The organism is Streptomyces sp. AV19 (assembly GCF_015999245.1).
In the GTDB taxonomy this organism is placed as follows: Bacteria; Actinomycetota; Actinomycetes; order Streptomycetales; family Streptomycetaceae; genus Streptomyces.
The window spans coordinates 19,586-37,203 of the sequence record NZ_JAEAMR010000008.1; the positions used below are offsets into that span (position 1 = coordinate 19,586).

The following is a 17,618-nucleotide window of genomic DNA, read 5'->3' on the forward strand; positions in this document are numbered from 1 at the left end:
AGGGGCATGCCACCAGGGAATCAGCGCCGTCCCTGAGGAGTCAGCCGTGGTGTCCTCCTGTGAAGCCGTCGCCGTCGTCGGGGTCGCGTGCCGCCTCCCGGGCGGTCTGTGCACCCCCGAAGCGTTGTGGGCCGCCCTGTGCGAGGAGCGTTCCCTGGTGGGGCCGGTGCCCGCCGACCGGTTCGACGCGGCCCGCTGGACCGATCCGGAGCCGGGGCGTCCGGGCAAGGCGTACGCGACGGCGGGCGGTTTCCTGCCGGACGTACGGGGTTTCGACGCCGGTTTCTTCAACGTGTCGCCGCGCGAGGCGCGCCGCATGGACCCGCAGCAGCGGCTGCTGCTGGAGATGGCCGTGGAGGCCCTCGACGGGGCGGGCGTCGCGCCGTCGTCGCTGGCCGGGTCGGACACGGCGGTGTACGTGGGGGCGTCCAGCCAGGCGTTCGCGTTCCTGCAGGGGCTCGATCCGCGGTCGGCGAACGCGTACACGATGACGGGCGGGGCGGCCTGCAACATCGCCAACCGGGTGTCGCACTTCCTGGATCTGCGCGGGCCGAGCCTGGCCGTGGACACGGCCTGTTCGTCCTCGCTGGTGGCGCTGCACCACGCGTGCGAGGCGCTGCGTTCGGGCCGCAGCGCGCTGGCGCTGGCGGCGGGGGTCAACGTGCTGCTGAGCCCGTTCGAGTTCGTGGGGTTCGCGAAGGCGTCGATGCTCTCGCCGACGGGTCGCTGCCGGCCGTTCTCGGCGGAGGCGGACGGCTACGTGCGGGCGGAGGGGGGCGGCGTGGTGGTGCTCAAGCCGCTTCAGGCGGCGGTGCGGGACGGCGATCCGGTGCTCGGGGTCGTCCTGGGCAGCGGCGTCAACGCCGACGGGTGGACGCCGGGTCTGGCGCAGCCCAGCGCGGCGGCCCAGGAGGCGCTGCTGCGCGAGGTGTACGAGGCGGCGGGCGTGGCGCCGGACGAGTTGGTGTACCTGGAGATGCACGGCACGGGCACGCCGGTGGGCGATCCGGTGGAGTGCCGTGCGGTGGGGCGGGCGCTGGGGGTGCGCCGGGGTGCGGGGCGGCCGTTGCCGGTGGGGTCGGTGAAGGGGCATCTGGGGCATCTGGAGCCGGCGTCGGGGATGGCGGGGTTCCTCAAGGCGCTGCTGGTGCTGCGGCACGGCCGGGTGCCGGCGAACGCGGGGGCGCTGCCGCTGAGTGCGGACATCGACTTCGAGGGGCTGCGGCTGGTGCCGGCGGTGCGGGAGCTGACGCTCGATCCGCTGCCGGGCGGGCGGGTGGTGGCGGGGGTCAACTCCTTCGGTTTCGGCGGGGCGAACGCGCACGTCGTCCTGGCCGCCCCGGCCCCGCGCCCGGCCGCGGGGCCGCCCGTCGGCGGGCGGGCGCTGCCGGTCGTCGTCTCGGCCCGCACCCCGGCCGCGGTGGCGGAGGCGGCCCGGCGCATGGCGGACCGGCTCGACGGGTGCGCGCCGGAGGAGTTCTACGACGTGGCGTACACCGCCTGCCGGCGGCGGGGCCGGCACGAGGAGCGGATCGCGGTGCTGGCCGGGGACCCTGCGACGGCGGCGGCGCGGCTGCGGGCCGTGGCCGCGGAGGACGGCGCGCGGGCGGGGGCGCGGGTGACGGGGGCGGCGCGGGGGGCGGTCGCGTTCGTGTTCTCCGGCAACGGGTCGCAGTGGGCGGGGATGGCGGCGGACCTGCTGGCCGGCGACCCGGTCTTCGGGCGGGCGGTGCGGGAGGCGGACGAGGCGCTGCGGCCCTGGCTGGGCTGGTCGGTGGCCGAGGAGCTGGCCGCGCCGGAGGGGCGGCGCCGGGCCGGCACCACGGATGTGGCGCAGCCGTTGCTGTTCGCGGTGCAGGTGGGTGTCGTGGCGGTGCTGCGCGACCGGGGCGTGGCGCCGGCGGCGGTGGCGGGGCACAGTTCGGGCGAGATGGCCGCGGCGTGGGCGGCGGGGGCGCTGGACCTGGCGTCGGCGGCGCGGGTGGTCGTGGCGCGGTCCCGGGCGCAGGCGTCCACGGCGGGGAACTGGGGCATGGCGGCGCTGGGCGCGGACGTGGCCCGGGCCCGGGCGCTGCTGGCGCCGTACGACGGGCGGGTGGAGGTCGCGGGGGTGAACAGCGGCCGGGACGTGACGGTCAGCGGTGACCGGGACGCCCTGGAGCTGCTGTACGAGCGGTGCGGGCGGGAGGGGGTGCCCGTGCGTCCGCTGGATCTGGCGTACGCGTTCCACAGCCGGGCGATGGACGGTCTGGAGGAGGGGCTGACGGCGTCGCTGGAGGGGCTCAAGCCCGGCCGGGCCACCGTGCCGTACGCGTCGGCGACGACGGGCACGGTGCTGGACGGGCCGGAGCTGGACGCCGGGTACTGGTGGCACAACCTGCGCCGGCCGGTGCTGTTCGCGCCGGTCGTGGAGCGGTTGCGGGAGCTGGGCTGCGACGTGTTCGTGGAGATCGGCCCGCACCCGGTGCTCTGCGGCTATCTGCGGCGGACGGCGGGCGGGGAGCCGGCGTTGGTGGTGCCGACGCTGGCACGGGAGGTGCCGGGGCCACAGGCGCTGGACCGCGCGGTGGCGCGGCTGGTGGCGGGCGGGGCCCGGCACGACCCCACGGTGTTCTTCCCGCGGCCGGGCCGCGTGGTGGAGCTGCCGGCGTATCCGTGGCAGCGCGAGGAGCACTGGAACGGCGACGTGGCGGCCTGGGCGGGCGGCTGCGGCGACGGCACCGTGGACCATCCGCTGCTGGGCGAGCGGGCGGCGGTGGCGGATCCGGTCTGGCACGGGCCGTTCGATCCGGCGCGGGTGCCGTGGCTGGCCGGTCACCGGGTGGGCGGGGCGGTGGTGATGCCCGCCTCGGGCCTTCTGGAGATGATGCTGGCGGCGGGGCGGCGGGTGCTGGACTCCCCCGTGGAGATCACGCGGGTGGCCGTGCCGGCCGCGCTGGTGCTGCCGTTCGACGACGGCCGGCGGGTCGAGGTGCAGACGGCCCTGGCGGCCGACGACGGGATCGTGCGGATCGCCGCGCGGGGCGAGGAGGACGCGTCCTGGCGGGAGCACGCGCGCGGCCGGCTGCGCCGGCTCCACACGCCTGTGCCGCCGCCGGTCGACCTGGACGCGCTCCTCGCCCGGGCGCCGGGGCGCAGGACGCCGGAGGAGCACTACCGCAGCGCCCTGCGCCGGGGGCTCGACTACGGTCCGGCGTTCCGGGTGCTGCGGGCCCTGCGCGTGGGCGAGGGCGAGGTGGTGGCCGACTACGCGGGCGGGGACGGCCCGTCGGACTTCGAGGCGCACCCGGCGCTGCTGGACGGCGCCCTGCAGGCGGGGTCCGCCCTGCTGGAGGAGGTGACCGAGGACGGGGTGCCGTTCCTGCCGGTCGCCGTCGACCGGGTCCGGGCGTGGCGGCGCATGCCCGCCGCCGGGCACATCCACGTGCGGTCGCGGGAGCTGTCCGCGCGGGAGGCGCTGTGGGACGTGACCGTGCTGGCGCCCAACGGGCTGACGTGCCTGACGCTGGAGGGCTGCCGGCTGCGCCGTTTCGACCAGGGCGGCCGGGCGCGCGCCCGGCTCCTGACCACGGTCGGCCGGGCCGCCCCGCCGCCGGGCCCGGCGGTGTCGCCCTGTCCGCTGCCGTCGCCCGGCGAGGTGGCGCGGGCGTGCGCGCAGGAGCTGCGGGCGGAGCGGGCGGCCGCGGACCGGGCGGGGGCGCGGCGACTGCGGGAGCTGACGGCGCACTTCGGGGCGGCGGCGGTCGCTTCGCTGCTGGGGGACGGCGCGGCGGGCGTCTTCGGGGTGGACGGTCTCGTCGCGGCGGGCGTGCTGCGGGAGCATGTGCCGCTGCTGGAGGCGCTGTTGGGGGCCGCGCGGGCCGAGGGTCTGGTCGAGCCGGTGGAGGGCGGGTGGCGCGTGGTGCGTCCCGCCGCGCCGGCGGAGCGGTTCCGGGCGGCCGCCGGGGAGCGGCCGGGGCTCGCCGTGGAGCTGGGCCTGCTCGGCTCCTGCGGCGCCCGGCTCGCCGAGGTGCTGCAAGGGCACCGGGACGGGGGCGAGTTGCTGGGCTCGGAGGCCCACCGCCATCTGCTGGAGGAGCTGTCGACCGACGGCTGCCTGCGCGGCTTCGTCCACCGCGCGGCGCGCGCGGCGCTGCGGCGGCTGGTCCGCGACTGGCCGCGGGACCGGCCGCTGCGGGTCCTGGAGGTGGGGGCGGGCAGCGGCGGCGCCACGGCGTTCCTGCTGCCGGAGCTGCCGCCGGAGCGGACCCGGTACGTGTGCGCGGACGGCTCGGACGCCCTGTTCCCGCGGCTGCGCAAGCGCTTCGCGGACCACGACGTGCTCGAACAGCGCGTCCTCGGCCTCGACCGGGACCCGCGCGAACAGGGCTGGGCGGAAGGGGACTTCGACCTCGTCGTCGCCCCGCACGTCCTGCACACCGCCCGGGACGCGCGCCGCTCGCTCGGCCACCTCGCCCTTCTCCTGGACGACGGCGGGCAGTTGCTGCTGGCCGAGCCCCACGATCCGGTGTCCCTGGCCCTGTTGTCCGGACTGCGGCCCGGCTTCTGGGACCGGCGGGACGACGGCGTCCGCACCGACGGCCCCCTGCTGTCCGCCGGCGCCTGGCAGCGGCTGCTGTCGGCGGAGGGCTGGCGGGAGCCGGTGGTCCTCGGCGACGACGACGATCCCGCCCGCTGCGGCGGTTCCGTCCTCCTGGCCCGGCGCCCCGGCCGCCCCGCTCCCCCGCCCGCGCCGGCCGCGCCCGGCGGCACCTGGGTGGTCGCCGCCGAGCCGGAGCAGGAGGCCCTGGCCGCCGCCGTGGCCGGGCGGCTCGCCGCGGCCGGGGCCACCGTCCGGCGCGCGGCGCCCGGCACGCGGCCGGAGCACTGGTCGCCCCTCCCGGACGGGGTGCTGCTCCTGCTGGGCGGTGACGGCGCCGGCGTCCTGGACCGGGAGGTCCGCCGCACGGCCGTCCTGCGTTCCCTGGCCGTCGCGGCCGAACGCCTGCCGGACGCGCGCCCCGCGCTCTGGCTGGTGACGCCGCCCACCGGCGCGCTGCCCCGCCCCGAGCGGCCGCTGCACCCCGGGACGGCGTCGGCCTGGGGCGTGGCCCGCTGCCTGGCCAACGAGCACCCGGGCGTCGCCGTCCGCCGCGTCTCCCTGGAGTCCACCGGGCGCGCCGACGAGGACGCCGCCCGGCTGGCCGCCGAACTGGCCGCGCCGGACGGCGAGGAGGACGAGATCCTGCTGACCGCCGCCGGACGGTTCGTCACCCGCCTGCGCGAGGGCGCGGACGCGCCGGCCGGCTCCCCGGCACCGGCCTTCGCCCTGCGCGTGCGCGAACCGGGGCGGGCGCACCGGCCGGAGTGGGTCCCCGCCGAGGTGCCCCGGCCCGGGCCCGGCGAGGTCGTCGTCGCGGTGCGCTGCGCCGCGCTCAACTACCGGGACGTGCTCCAGGCGCAGGGCCTCATGCCGCTCGACGTGCCGGGGGCGGAACACCGTCCGGGCATGGAGTGCGCCGGGGTCGTCACCGCCGTCGGCGCGGGCGCCGGGCAACTCGCGCCCGGCGACCGGGTGTTCGCCTTCGGTTCGGGGACCCTGGCCTCCCATGTGGCGGTCCCTGCGGCGACGGCGGGCCGGATCCCGGACGGCATGGGCTTCGCGGAGGCCGCGACGCTGCCCGTGGTGCTGCTCACCGTCCACCACGCCCTGGGCCGCGTCGCCCGCCTGGCCCCCGGGGAGACGGTGCTGGTGCACGGCGGCGCCGGCGGCGTGGGCCTGGCGGCCCTCCAGTACGCGCGGCGGGCCGGGGCGAAGGTGATCGCGGGCGCCGGCACGCCCGCCAAGCGCGAACTGCTGCGCCTGCTGGGCGTGGAGCACGTCGTGGACTCGCGCTCGATGGCCTTCGCCGAGCACGTCCGGTCCCTGACCGGCGGGCGCGGTGTGGACGTCGTCCTCAACTCGCTGGCCGGCGAGGCGATCGGCCGGGGCCTGGAGTGTCTCGCCCCGGGCGGACGCTTCGTGGAGCTGGGCAAGCGCGACCTCTACGCCGACAACCGGCTGCCGCTGGGCCCGTTCCTCGGCAACCTGACGTTCGGCGCCGTCGATCTGGCCCATCTGGCGCGGGAGCGGCCCCTGGTGGTGGCCGAGGAGTTCGCCGAGGTCGTGCGGTGGGTGCGCGAGGGCGCGTACCGCCCGGTCCCGCACCGTGTCTACGCGGCCGGCCGGGTGGCGGAGGCGTTCGAGGCGCTGCGGCACTCGCGGCACATCGGCAAGCTCGTCGTCTCCCTGGACGCTCCCCCGCCGCTGCCCGGGGCGTCGGGGCCCGTCGCGCTGGACCCGCGGGCGTGCTACCTGGTCACCGGCGGGCTGGGCGGGTTCGGGGCGGCGACGGCCCGCCGGCTGGCCGCGCGCGGCGCGCGGCGGCTGTGCCTGGTGGGCCGCCGCGGCGCGGACGGGCCGGAGGCGCCGGCCCTCCTCGACGAGCTGCGCGGCGCCGGCGTGGAGGTGACGGCGCACGCGGCCGATGTCGCGGACGGGGCCGCGATGGCGGCGCTGCTGGACGAAGTGGACACCCCCGAGCACCCGTTGCGGGGCGTCGTGCACGCGGCGACGGTCCTCGACGACGGCCCGCTGACGGGGATCACGGACGCCTCGGCGCGCCGCGTGCTGTCCCCCAAGGCGGAGGGCGCCCGCGTCCTGGACCGTCTGACGCGCCGGCGCCGGCTGGACTTCTTCGTCCTGTACGGGTCGGCGTCGGCGCTTCTGGGCAACCCGGGGCAGGCCACGTACGCGGGCGCCAACCTCGCCCTGGAGGCCGTGGCCCGGGCCCGCCGGGCGGCCGGGCTCCCCGCGCTGACCGTCGCCTGGGGCGCGCTGGGCGGGGCCGGGCACGTGGCGCGGCACGGTCTGGACGGGGTGATGGAGAAGGTGGGGCTGCCCCCGGTCCCGGCCGGGCGCGCGCTGGACTTCCTGGACGGGCTGCTGGCCGGGGACGGCGACGTGGCGGTGGTGGCGGGCATCGGCTGGGACCGGCTGCGGCACGCCGTGGGCTCGGTCGCCGCGGCCCGTTTCGCGCCGGCGCGGCCGGAGTCGGACGGCGCCGCGGACCGGCAGGCGCGGGACCTGGCGCGGGCGCTGGCAGACGCCGGCCCGGAGGAGGCGCTGGCCCTGGTGACGGAGGCGGTCACCGCTCTGCTGGAGCGCGTGCTGCAGGCCGCTCCGGGCCGCGTCCGCGCCGAGGACCGCCTCGACCGGCTGGGGCTCGACTCCCTGATGGGCGCGGAGCTGATGACGGCCCTGCACCAGCGGCTGGGCTGTGACGTGCCGGCCGTGGAGATCCTGGGCAGCACGACGGTGACGGATCTGGCCCGGCGCTGCCTGCGCCGGCTGTCCGTGCCGTCCGGGAACGGGGATGGGGATGGGGACGGAGATGGGGACGCGGCTACGGGCCGTGCGGACGGCCGTCCGTCAGCACCACCGGCAGCCGTTCCAGCCCCCGGCTGATCAGCGTCGGTTTGAAGCGCACGGGTTCTCCGGTGGACACGGCCCGGCAGCGGGCGAGGGCGGTCAGCATCACCTCGGCCTGCACCCGTACGAGCCGGGCGCCGAGGCAGAAGTGCTCGCCCCAGCCGAGCGAGAGGTGCTGGCGCGGCCGGGTGATGTCGAGCCGGTGCGGCCGGTCGTAGGCGGCGGGGTCGCGGTTGGCGGCGCCCACGAGCAGGCCCACGACGGTCCCGGCGGGCGCGGGCGTGCCGTCGATGTCGGCGTCGCGCAGGGCGACGCGGGTGAGGAGCTGGATGGGCGGGTTGTAGCGCAGGAGTTCCTCGACGGCGGCGGGGGCGTCCCGGGGCCGGGCCCGGAGGTGTTCGAGCTGGCGGGGGTGGGACAGGAGGGCGTGGAAGCCGTTGGCGATGAGGTTGACGGTGGGTTCGTAGCCGGCGATGACCACTTGTCCGACGGCGGTGACGACCTGTTCGAGGGTCAGGAGCGTGCCGTCGGGGCCGGGCGCGACGAGGGCGCTGACGAAGTCGCCGGCCGGGACGGCCCGCCGCCGCTCGGCGAGTCCGCGCAGGTGACGGGCGAAGTCGAGCCGGGCGCAGGCGACTTGGGAGCTGATCCGCGGGTCGCGCAGGGATTCCGGGTCGAAGCCGGTCACCATCCACGACAGGGCCTCCACCCACTCCTCGCGCTCGGCGGGCGGGACGCCGACCAGGGCGCAGATGACGTCCAGGGCGAGGGGTTCGGCGAGGTCGGCGATGACGTCCACTTCGGCCGCGCGGTCCACGGCGGCCAGGAGTTCGGCGGCGCGGTGCTCGATGGCGGGGCGGAGGCGGTCCACGGCGCGGGCGGCGAAGGGCGCGGCGACGCGGGTGCGCAGCCGCCGGTGCTCGGGCGGGTCGACCATCAGGAACGACTGGGTCTCGGTGTCGAGGGGGCCGAATCCGAGGCGTTCGTCCCCGAGGGCGGTGACGCAGGCGCGGTGACCGGTCACGACGAGGACGCCGTCGGGCAGGCGCACCACGGGGCCGCCGCCCTCGGTGCGCAGCCGTTCGTAGGAGGGGTAGGGGTCGGCGTGGAAGGCCGGGTCCCGTACGTCGAAGGGGAGCCGGTCCCAGAAGTCGTGGGCGACGCCCACGGGGGTGCCGGTGGTTCCGGGCTGGTGCTGATCGGTCGTCACGCCGCCTCCCATGAGGTTCCCGCGCGGGGCGGGGTCTTCCGGCAGAGCTGATCCGATAGGGATTTTACGGACTTTTCGTCTTTCCGGCGTTCCCCGGGAGGGGTGAGCGGGCGGGGCGGGGAGGCGGCGCGACGCCGGCGTGACGCGTCAGCGGAGGCCGGCCGCCGCGCAGGTGGTGGGCGTGGCGTGGGCCGGGTCGAGGGCGTTGGCCACCTCGTGGAAGGCGACGCCGTCGACGGTGCCGACGAGGAGGTGTTCGGAGATGTCGAAGCGGCACAGGTCCTGGACGACGACGTTGCGGACGTCGGGGCCGGACAGGAACTGGGTCTTGTAGGGCGTGACGACCTCGTCGTACTTGGTGACGATGTTCGTGTAGCGGACGCCGGGCTCGGTGTCACCGCCGGCGTTGAGCTTGCGCATGAACTCCGACCCGATGAGCTGCTCCTCGGCCGCCGGGACCAGGGCGCCGACGACCTTCCGGGCGCCGGGAATCGCGCTGACGAGGCTGCCCAGGCCGGACGTGGTGGTGCCGTGGTGGGACGGGGCGATGCCGACGAGCTGGTTCACCTTGGCCGCGCCGCCGAGGAACTTGAGGTAGTACCGCGGCATGGCGCCGCCGCCCTGGGAGTGGCCGACGATGTCGACCTTCTCCGTGCCGGTGGCGGTGCGGACCTTGTCGACGAAGGCGGAGAGCTGCCCGGCGGACTTCGCCATGGGCCCGAGGCCGTGGAAGAAGGGCACCCCGGGCAGTTGCCCGTAGTCGAGGGAGAAGACGCAGTACCCGCGTTTGACCAGGTAGGGGGCCAGGACGGCCCAGTTCTGGGCGGCGTTCTCGAAGGTGCCGTGGACGAGGACCACCGGGCGGGGGTGGGCGGTGGAGGGCCTGCAGGAGTAGTTGTTCCAGCCACTGCTGACCACGGTCGCGCCCGGAGTGGCGGCCGCCGCCGACGCGGTGCCGAGCGACAGGGCGAGAGCCAGGGCGGAGAGCGCGGAGGCGAATATGCGGAACGGTCTCTTGCTTTTGGGCATGGGGGTACCTCGCAGGTGGGGGGTGGGCGCGCGGGATCCGCAGCAGAGATCCGGAGTCATCTGCGCGCCGAGTGAGGTGAGTTACGCGTGAGTAGATTGCGCGGGCGGGCAACTGTCCGTCAAGGCCGTTTCGCCCGTGCGTTCCTACGAACCGAACCGGCCGCACGCTGCCCGTCGCACGGCCGCTCACCTCGGAGTCGTCGAAACCCGCCATGGTACGCTCCGCCGATCATCGAGGTTCCCGATGATTTGATTCAGAAATCAATGGAGCGAGCGGACAAGCCCCGGGGGAAGCCATGTCCCAGCACATCGATCCGACGCGGCCCGAGCACGGCCGCGGATGGACGCTCGCCGCCGTCTGCGCGGCGACGTTCATGCTCATGCTCGACCTGACCGTGGTGAACGTCGCCCTGCCCGACATGCGCGACACGTTCGACGCGTCCTTCTCCCAGCTCCAGTGGGTCCTGGACGCCTACGCGCTCGGGCTGGCCGTCTTCCTGCTGACGGCCGGCTCACTGGCCGACCGGCTCGGCCGCAAGAAGGTGTTCAACGCCGGGTTCGTCATGTTCGTCCTGGCGTCGCTCGCCTGCGGGACGGCGCCAGACGCGCTCTTCCTGTCGGTGGCGCGCGGCGTCCAGGGCATCGGCGGGGCCGTGCTGTTCGCCATCGGCCCGGCCCTGATCGGGCACGAGTACCGGGGCAGGGACCGCGGGCGGGCCTTCGGGATCTTCGGCGGTGTCGTGGGACTCGCGATCGCCTTCGGCCCCCTCATCGGAGGCGCCCTGACGGACGGCATCGGCTGGCGCTGGATCTTCCTCGTCAACGTGCCGGTCGGAGCGGTGGCCCTGGCCGTGGGCGCGGCGCGGATGCGCGAGTCGCGGGACCCGCGCGCCCGCGGCATGGACCGGCAGGGCCTGCTGGTCTTCTCCGGTGCGCTCGGCCTGCTGGTCCTGGGCTTCCTGCGCGGCGAGGCGCAAGGCTGGGGCAGCGCGCCGACCCTGGCCATGTTCGCCGTCTCCGCCGCGCTCTTCGTCGTCTTCTGGCGGGTCGAACGGCGGCTGGGCGAAAGGGCGATGTTCGACCTGGCGCTCTTCCGCAACGTCACGTTCAACGGGATCTCCGCCGTGACGCTGCTGTCCGGTGCCGCGACGATGCCGGCGATCTTCCTGCAGATCTCCTACGTCCAGAACGTGCTGGGCTTCTCCGCCTGGGACACCGGTGTCCGGTTCCTCCCGCTGACCGTCTGCCTCTTCGCGGCGGCCGCCCTGGCGGGCGGTCTGACGACGCGGCTGCCGCAGCGCGTGCTCGTCGGCACCTCCCTGGCCCTGGTCGCCGTCGGCCTGTCGCTGGTGACGCTGGTGGACGCGGACAGCGCATGGACGGCGCTGCTGCCCGGCATGGTCGGCATCGGCCTGGGCATGGGGCTGTTCAACCCGCCGCGGGCGTCCCTGTCGATCGCGGTCGCCGAGCCGTCCAAGGCCGGGATGGCCTCCGGGGTCGGGGAGACCTTCCAGCAGGTCGGCTTCGCGGTGGGCATCGCCGCCTTCGGCGCGCTGTTCCAGTCGCGCGTCACCGGCCTGTTCGCCCACTCCCCCGCGGCGGACGCCCTGGGGCCCCGCGCCGAGGAGTTCGGCCGGGCGGTCGCGGCAGGCGGGGGTGCGGAGGCGGCCCGCTCGGTGGGGGATCCGGCACTGGCCGCGCGGCTGGAGGAGGCGGCGCGCACGGCCTTCACCGACGGGCTCACCGAGGTCGTGCTCGCCTGCGCCGCGCTGGCCGCGCTCGGCGCGATCGTCGGCTTCGCCGGCATCCGCACCCGCGACCTGCACGAGAACGCCCTGGGCACCCACGACGTCGACAGCCCTGCCCCGTACGGCGACCACGCCCCCGAGGGCGTACCGGCGACGGCCGGCAGCAGGCCATGACCGGCTCCCGGCCATAATGGGGCCCACCCACATCCACCGCTCCGGATCGGTCCGCCATGTCACGTCGCTCAGCACCCGCCCGGCAGGACGCCCCGGGACTCGACTTCCCCCTGGTGCACCGGACCGGCTATCTGCTCCACAAGGCGGGCACCCTGCTGATGCAGGAGGCGGACCGGGCCCTGGAGCAACAGGGCCTGCGGATGCGGTACTTCTACGTGCTGGCCGCTCTGGAGGGCGGCCACGACCTCTCGCAGCAGGATCTGAGCCGGCTCCTGAACCTCGATCCGACGACGATGGTCGCGCTCGTCGACGAGCTGGAGGGCAACGGCCACGTGGAGCGGCGCCGTAACCCGGCCGACCGGCGGCGGTACATCCTGCGGCTGACCGACGAAGGACGGGCCGTGCTCGGCGCCGCCGGGGAGGCCGTGGACGCGGTCGAGCGGGAGTTCCTCGCCGGCGCCCCGGAGGAGGACCGGGAGCAATTGCGGCGGATCCTCGGACACTTGCTGGCCGGACAGTGGCCCCGGGTGATCGCCTGCGAATGACCCGGGACGGCGGCTCTGCCGGGCGCGCCACCCGACGTCCGCCTCGTCCCCGGGCGGGCCGAACCAGCGTCCGAGGGCTTCGCGGAGGAGGCCGCCGGCGACCGAAATGACCCTGAACCGTAATGTTCGCGGAGTGGAATCCAAACATCCGCTCTCAGGTTCATCCCATAGGGTCGGCCCGTGAGCGATCGTCGCAAAAGAGTGGATGTCCTGACCCCCCTCCCCGCGCTGCTGCGATGGCGTCCCTTCTCCGGCCGCCGCCGCGAGGCCGGGCACCGCCGCGGGGGGCCGCGGTTCCGGCCGGTCTATCCGCGCCCGGGGCGTACGGGGTTCAGGCGCTGGATTCCGTCGTGGCGCCAGGTGCTGGGGCTGTTCGGCTCCGTCGTCACGGTGGTGGCCACGCTGTTGACGATCATGTACATACGCACCGAGATACCCGCCGACCTCAACGCCTTCGCCACGCAGCAGGACAACGTCTACTACTGGGCCGACGGCTCCGAGATGGCGCGCACCGGCGAGATCGACCGGCAGGACACGCCGTTGGAGAAGGTGCCCGAGAAGGTCCGCTGGGCGGCGCTCGCGGCGGAGAACGAGACGTTCTACTCCGACAGCGGGGTCTCCCCCAGCGGCATGGTCCGTGCCGTCTCCAAGATGATCGGCGGGGGCGACACCCAGGGCGGTTCGACCATCACCCAGCAGTACGTGAAGAACGCCTACCTCAACCAGGAACAGACCTTCACGCGCAAGCTCACCGAGATGTTCATCGCCATCAAGCTCGACAACAAGCTGAGCAAGGACGAGATCCTCGAGCAGTACCTCAACACGAGCTGGTACGGGCGCGGCACCTACGGCATCCAGCGGGCCGCCCACGCCTACTACGGCAAGGACGTCTCGCAGCTGAACGCGAGCGAGGGGGCCTTCCTGGCCTCGCTGCTCAAGGGGGCGGCCCTCTACGACCCGGCGGGCGGCGCCGGGAACCACAAGCGCGCGGTGGAGCGCTGGGAGTGGGTGCTGGACCGGATGGTGGCCATCGGCAAGCTCTCCAAGCAGGAGCGCGCCACGTACACCCGCTTCCCCGAGCCCATCGCCCCGCCCAAGGTCACCGGGCTCACCGGCCAGACCGGCTATCTCGTCGAGACGGCCCGCGCCTACCTGCTCGGCCATTCCCACGTCTCGGAGCAGGAGTTCGCGCTCGGCGGCTACCAGATCCGCACGACCTTCGACAAGCGGCGGATGGCCGCGCTGACCCGGGCGGTCAAGGAGGCGCGGGACGGTCTCGCCCCGGACCGGCGCGCGGCCGACCGCGACGTGCGCATCGGTGCCGCCTCGGTGACCACCGACGGGCGCATCGTCGCCCTGTCCGGCGGGCCCGACTACCTCAAGCAGGGCTTCAACGACGCCAATTCGTCCGTCGTCCCGGCCGGCAGCGCCTTCACGCCGTTCGTCTACGCCGCGGCCCTGCGCGACGGCGTGCAGCGCGAGCGCGGCAGGCCGCGCACCCGCGTCACCCCGGCGACGCGCTACGACGGGAACAACAAGATCTCGCTCCAGACCCCGGAGGGCCCCTACTGGGACCGGTCGGGAAAGATCGTCAAGGCGGTCAACGACGGCAACAGGTCCTGGGGGAAGATCTCGCTCAAGGACGCCGTCGCACAGTCGGTCAACACCTCGATGATGCAGCTGGGCATGGACGTGGGGCTGGACGAGGTCGGCAAGGTGGGCGTGCAGACGGGGCTGTTGGAGAGCAGCCTCGGCGAGAAGCTGCCGTCGTTCTCGCTCGGCACCTCGACGCCCAGCGCCATCCGCATGGCGGACGCGTACGCCACGTTCGCCGCCGGGGGCCGGCACACCGAGCCGTACTCGGTCGCCGGGCTCCGGCGCAACGGCGAGAACGTGCCCGTGGAGAAGCCGGAGGCCGGTCAGGTGCTGCCGCGGGAGGTGGCGGGGGCCGTGGACGACGCGCTGCGCGAGGCCGTCCGCAAGGGCACGGCGAAGCCGGCGCGCGTCGCGGGTCCCGGCACGGCCGGCAAGACGGGGACCGCGCAGGACAACAAGTCCGCCTGGTTCGTCGGTTACCGCGGCTCGCTGTCGACGGCGGTCTCGCTCGCCCGCATCGACCCGAAGACGCAGGAGCTGCTGCCGCTGGACGGCATCGGCGGAACGCCCAAGGGGGCGGCGGGCAGTCCGCTGCCGCTCGACCTGTGGAAGCGGTACATGACCGCCAAGTAGGGCCGCCGGGCGGGCGCCGGGCACGGGCCCGGCGCCCCGCGGGCTACTTCACCAGGGTCTTCCAGTCCGGGGACTGCGCCGGGTCGAGCTGCCGCAGCCTCGCCAGGACCTCGGGGTCCTGCTCGTCGAGCCAGTCGGCGACCTGCTTGAAGGTCACGCAGCGCACTTCCTCGCGCTTGCAGACGGACTTCATGACGTCCTCGACGGCCTTCATGTAGATGCCGCCGTTCCAGTCCTCGAAGTGGTTGCCGATGAACAGCGGCGCGCGGCTCCCGTGGTAGACGCGCTCGAAGCCGTTGAGGTAGCCGTCGCGGGTCAGCCTGCGCCACTCCGCGTACTTCTTGGGGTCGCCCTTGGTGTTGTCGCCGGACTGGTTGTAGAGGAAGTTGAAGTCCATGGACAGGACCTGCTCCCAGATCCTCAGGATCCAGTGTCTACGGTGTCCAGCTATCAGGGGGAATGCCCCAGGGTCAGGTGGATGCCGGTGAGGGCGCGCAGTTGCAGGAGGCGCATCGTGCGGCGGGTGGTGAGGCGGTGGGCGCGTAGGACGGTCAGCCGGGTGACGGGCAAGGTGGTGATCCAGGCGGTGGCTGCTTCCCATGCGGGCTGGCGGCCGGCGGGGAAGCGGCCTGGGAGCAGGGGCGGTTTGCCCAGGGATGCGAGGAGGTCGTGGGCGAGGCCGGTCTCGCTGGTGGTGCCCGGGCCGGGGTGCAGGGTGATCCTGCCGGACGGCGGATGGTGGGCGGCCAGGGCGGTGTGCGTGTGGATCGCGTCGTCGCCTGGGTCGATGACCACGGTGACGGGTGGTGGCGCGGCGAGGTGCATGGTGGTGTGGTGGTCAGGCGAGGCGGCTGAAGGCCCAGCGCAGCAGTTCCTGGTCCACGCGGGGACGGCCGGTGCGGGCCAGGGCGGTGCGGGTGTGGGCGGTGAGCTGGGCCCAGGCGCGGAAGTTGCCGTGGGCGGCGTGTTGGTCGGCGAAGGAGATGTCGTCGGGGGCGGCGTCGGCCCAGACGGGATGGAACAGGGGGATGACGTCGAGTACCTCGCTCGGAGTGAGGCGGGTGAAGTGCTGCCAGATGAAGATGCGGGAGGAGAGCATGGGTTCGCGGCGCAGTACGGTGTGGCAGCCCTCGCCGCCGACGAAGATGATCGCGAGCTGGGTGGAGGGCTCGTCCCACAGGTAACGGAAGTATTCGAATGCCTCGCCGTTGAGCCACTGGGCCTCGTCGACGAGGAAGGTGCGGGGGCGTTCGGCCAGGGCGGTTTTCAGCAGGCGGTCGAATTCGCTGGGGTGGCGCGGTGGCTCGCCGGCCAGGTCGAGTGCGGTGAACAGTTCGTAGCGCACCGCGCGGGCGGTGGGCCGGGCCCGGAAGGTGATCTTGCGGACGTCCTCGCCGGGTTCGAGTGCGCGCAGGCAGGTGTTGACGGCGAGGGTCTTGCCGAAGCCGGCGCCGCCGTGGATACACATCATCGCGCGGGCGGCGACGGTGTCGGTGATGTTCTCCCGGGCGGTCAGCAGAGCGCGGGTGGTGACCACGGAGGCGTCCGGCAGGTCGACGTACTGGTAGGTGGCCGCAGTCACGAGGCGTCTCCGTCTTCGTCGGTGGTGGGGCGTGCGGCCCGTCTGTCCGGGCTGTCCGGGGCTGTAGCGGTGGAGTCACGGCTGGACGGGGGTGGGGCGGGCCTGCTCGGCGTGGTCAGCGCGGCCAGGGAAGCCGGGGTGCGCCAGTCGGCCGGGGGTGCGGCGGGCGGGATGACGTCCGGCAGCGCAAGCTGCGACAGACCGGTGCCGGCACTCTGGGCGAGTTCGGCGGCGGCCTGCGCACCGGTCAGCGCGCCGAGCCGCTGAGGGGGCTCGGCCTGGGTGACGGCGGCGTAGCGCTCCCGCTGGGATGCTTCGAGGTCCTTCTTCAGACGGCGGCTGCGGGCGGCCCGTGCCCGCCGTACGGCGCTGACCTGTTCCTCGGTGGCCTGGTCGGCCAGATCCGCCGGCCCCAGGTAGCGGCCGGTGGTCGCGTGGTAGACCTCGATGCGGTGGTCGTGGTGGGGCATGAAACGGACACGGACCCGGATCCCGGCCTGACCGGTCATCCACGCACCCACGTAGTCGCGTCGGCGGAATCGGACGCCGCGGGTGGTCAGCGTGCGGGTACCGGCGTCCTCCAAGGTGAACGTCCACAGGTCCGCGGCCGGCACGTCCCGCAGCGGAGTGGGATCGTCCTGCCACGCCTGAAGCGGGGTCCGGCCCCGCAGCGGTTCGGGGCGGTGTTCGGTGTTCCACCACCGGGTCCAGTCCAGCAGCCGGGCGGTGAAGTCCTCGAAGCTGAGCAGCACCTCGTCCTTCGGCCGGGAGGGGCGTTTGCCGGGGCGGGGCTGGCGGGCGTAGCCGGGCAGTGCGGCCAGCAGCATCGGCTCCACCGCCCGGTTCAGGCCCTCGACCGTGCCCTTGAGGTGCGGGGTGTAGGCGGGCAAGTCCTCCACGGTGACGTCCAGGAGGTCGAACGCGGCGGTCACCGTCCTGGACAGGAAATCCTTGCCCCGGTCCACCCGCACCTTCTCCGGCAGGCCGCCGAACGGGCCGTAAGGCTCCTCGCGCAGCACCGCGGAACGCAACGCGGCCAGCACCGACTCCCGCGACGGATGCACCGGCGTGACCGCGACGCCGGTGATCGCGTTGGTGGCGCAGTCGGTGAACCAGGTGATCCATGGCCTGCGGGCCCTGCCGTCGACATCGACCAGCACCGGGACCTGCATGTGATCGGTCTCCCATGCCTGGTTGCGCCAGCCCCAGGGCCGGGTCAGGAACACATCATGCTTGCGCGCCGCCCGCTCGCCACCGGCGAGTCCGGCCCGCTCCCCCGGCGTCAGATCACGACGGATGGCCCGGTGCAGCGTCGTCAGCGACGGTGCGTCTGCAGGCGGGGACTGCCGAGCGGCACGCACGACCAGCTCGCGATGAACTGCCCGCACGTTCCCCTTCCACAGTGCCAGCAGTCCACGGACTTCGGGCGTGATCGTGAACCTCGCGTCGGCCCGGGACCGTGCGCCGGGGGAGGCGGCTGCGATCTCATCGCTCTGAGCAGCGGCCAGCCAGCGCCACACCGTGCGCTCCGACACCCCCAGCGCGTCTGCAGCCACTCGCACGTGGCCTGCTGTCAGTTTCTTCCCTGCCCGCAGGGCGAGCAGCCGCCGCACGGCCGGACCGCGCAGTGCCGTCCTCGACGCCGCAGGCA

Annotated in this window: 9 protein-coding genes and 1 pseudogene; 4 read left to right on the plus strand and 6 right to left on the minus strand. The window is 74.7% G+C overall.

Features of this window, described 5'->3' with window-relative positions:
* Positions 1 to 46: 46 nt before the first annotated feature.
* Complete coding sequence (locus tag I5Q34_RS16265) at positions 47 to 7,486, plus strand: SDR family NAD(P)-dependent oxidoreductase (protein ID WP_307811684.1); 7,440 nt, start codon at positions 47 to 49, stop codon at positions 7,484 to 7,486.
* Here I5Q34_RS16265 and I5Q34_RS35780 read toward each other — a convergent pair.
* Positions 7,425 to 8,660, minus strand: coding sequence for a cytochrome P450 (locus tag I5Q34_RS35780; protein WP_199893015.1), 1,236 nt, complete (start codon positions 8,658 to 8,660; stop codon positions 7,425 to 7,427). The genes I5Q34_RS16265 and I5Q34_RS35780 overlap by 62 nt on opposite strands.
* A 147-nt stretch (positions 8,661 to 8,807) precedes the next feature.
* Positions 8,808 to 9,689, minus strand: a complete 882-nt coding sequence (locus tag I5Q34_RS16275) for a triacylglycerol lipase (RefSeq protein ID WP_199893016.1) — start codon at positions 9,687 to 9,689, stop codon at positions 8,808 to 8,810.
* Positions 9,690 to 9,985: 296 nt separating this feature from the next.
* Here I5Q34_RS16275 and I5Q34_RS16280 point away from each other — a divergent pair, with 296 nt between their 5' ends.
* From I5Q34_RS16280 to I5Q34_RS16290, 3 genes are all read left to right on the plus strand, one after another.
* The gene (locus I5Q34_RS16280) at positions 9,986 to 11,611 is read left to right on the plus strand and encodes an MFS transporter (RefSeq protein ID WP_199893017.1); all 1,626 of its coding nucleotides are present in this window, start codon (positions 9,986 to 9,988) and stop codon (positions 11,609 to 11,611) included.
* A 56-nt stretch (positions 11,612 to 11,667) separates the two neighbouring features.
* Complete coding sequence (locus I5Q34_RS16285) at positions 11,668 to 12,156, plus strand: MarR family winged helix-turn-helix transcriptional regulator (protein WP_199893018.1); 489 nt, start codon at positions 11,668 to 11,670, stop codon at positions 12,154 to 12,156.
* A 180-nt stretch (positions 12,157 to 12,336) separates the two neighbouring features.
* Complete coding sequence (locus tag I5Q34_RS16290; protein ID WP_374193022.1) at positions 12,337 to 14,385, plus strand: transglycosylase domain-containing protein; 2,049 nt, start codon at positions 12,337 to 12,339, stop codon at positions 14,383 to 14,385.
* Positions 14,386 to 14,428: 43 nt separating this feature from the next.
* Here the strand turns inward: I5Q34_RS16290 and I5Q34_RS16295 are convergent.
* The 4 genes and pseudogenes from I5Q34_RS16295 to I5Q34_RS16310 all read right to left on the minus strand — a co-directional run.
* Positions 14,429 to 14,797 (minus strand): annotated as a pseudogene (locus I5Q34_RS16295) (hypothetical protein); the annotation flags it as partial.
* A 38-nt stretch (positions 14,798 to 14,835) separates the two neighbouring features.
* Positions 14,836 to 15,210, minus strand: a complete 375-nt coding sequence (locus tag I5Q34_RS16300; RefSeq protein WP_234429025.1) for a hypothetical protein — start codon at positions 15,208 to 15,210, stop codon at positions 14,836 to 14,838.
* A gap of 13 nt (positions 15,211 to 15,223) precedes the next feature.
* Positions 15,224 to 15,967, minus strand: a complete 744-nt coding sequence (locus I5Q34_RS16305; protein WP_199893019.1) for an ATP-binding protein — start codon at positions 15,965 to 15,967, stop codon at positions 15,224 to 15,226.
* Entirely contained in the window at positions 15,964 to 17,580 is a 1,617-nt protein-coding gene (locus tag I5Q34_RS16310) for a Mu transposase C-terminal domain-containing protein (RefSeq protein WP_374193024.1), read from the minus strand. Before I5Q34_RS16310 ends, I5Q34_RS16305 begins: the two co-directional genes overlap by 4 nt.
* Positions 17,581 to 17,618: the final 38 nt, after the last annotated feature.

What these genes read in the sequence shown, in the direction of transcription:
- I5Q34_RS16275 (WP_199893016.1), bottom strand. Translation starts at nt 9,689, where the DNA reads ATGCCCAAAAGCAAGAGACCGTTCCGCATATTCGCCTCCGCGCTCTCC.
- I5Q34_RS16280 (WP_199893017.1), top strand. Translation starts at nt 9,986, where the DNA reads ATGTCCCAGCACATCGATCCGACGCGGCCCGAGCACGGCCGCGGATGG.
- I5Q34_RS16285 (WP_199893018.1), top strand. Translation starts at nt 11,668, where the DNA reads ATGTCACGTCGCTCAGCACCCGCCCGGCAGGACGCCCCGGGACTCGAC.
- I5Q34_RS16300 (WP_234429025.1), bottom strand. Translation starts at nt 15,210, where the DNA reads ATGCACCTCGCCGCGCCACCACCCGTCACCGTGGTCATCGACCCAGGC.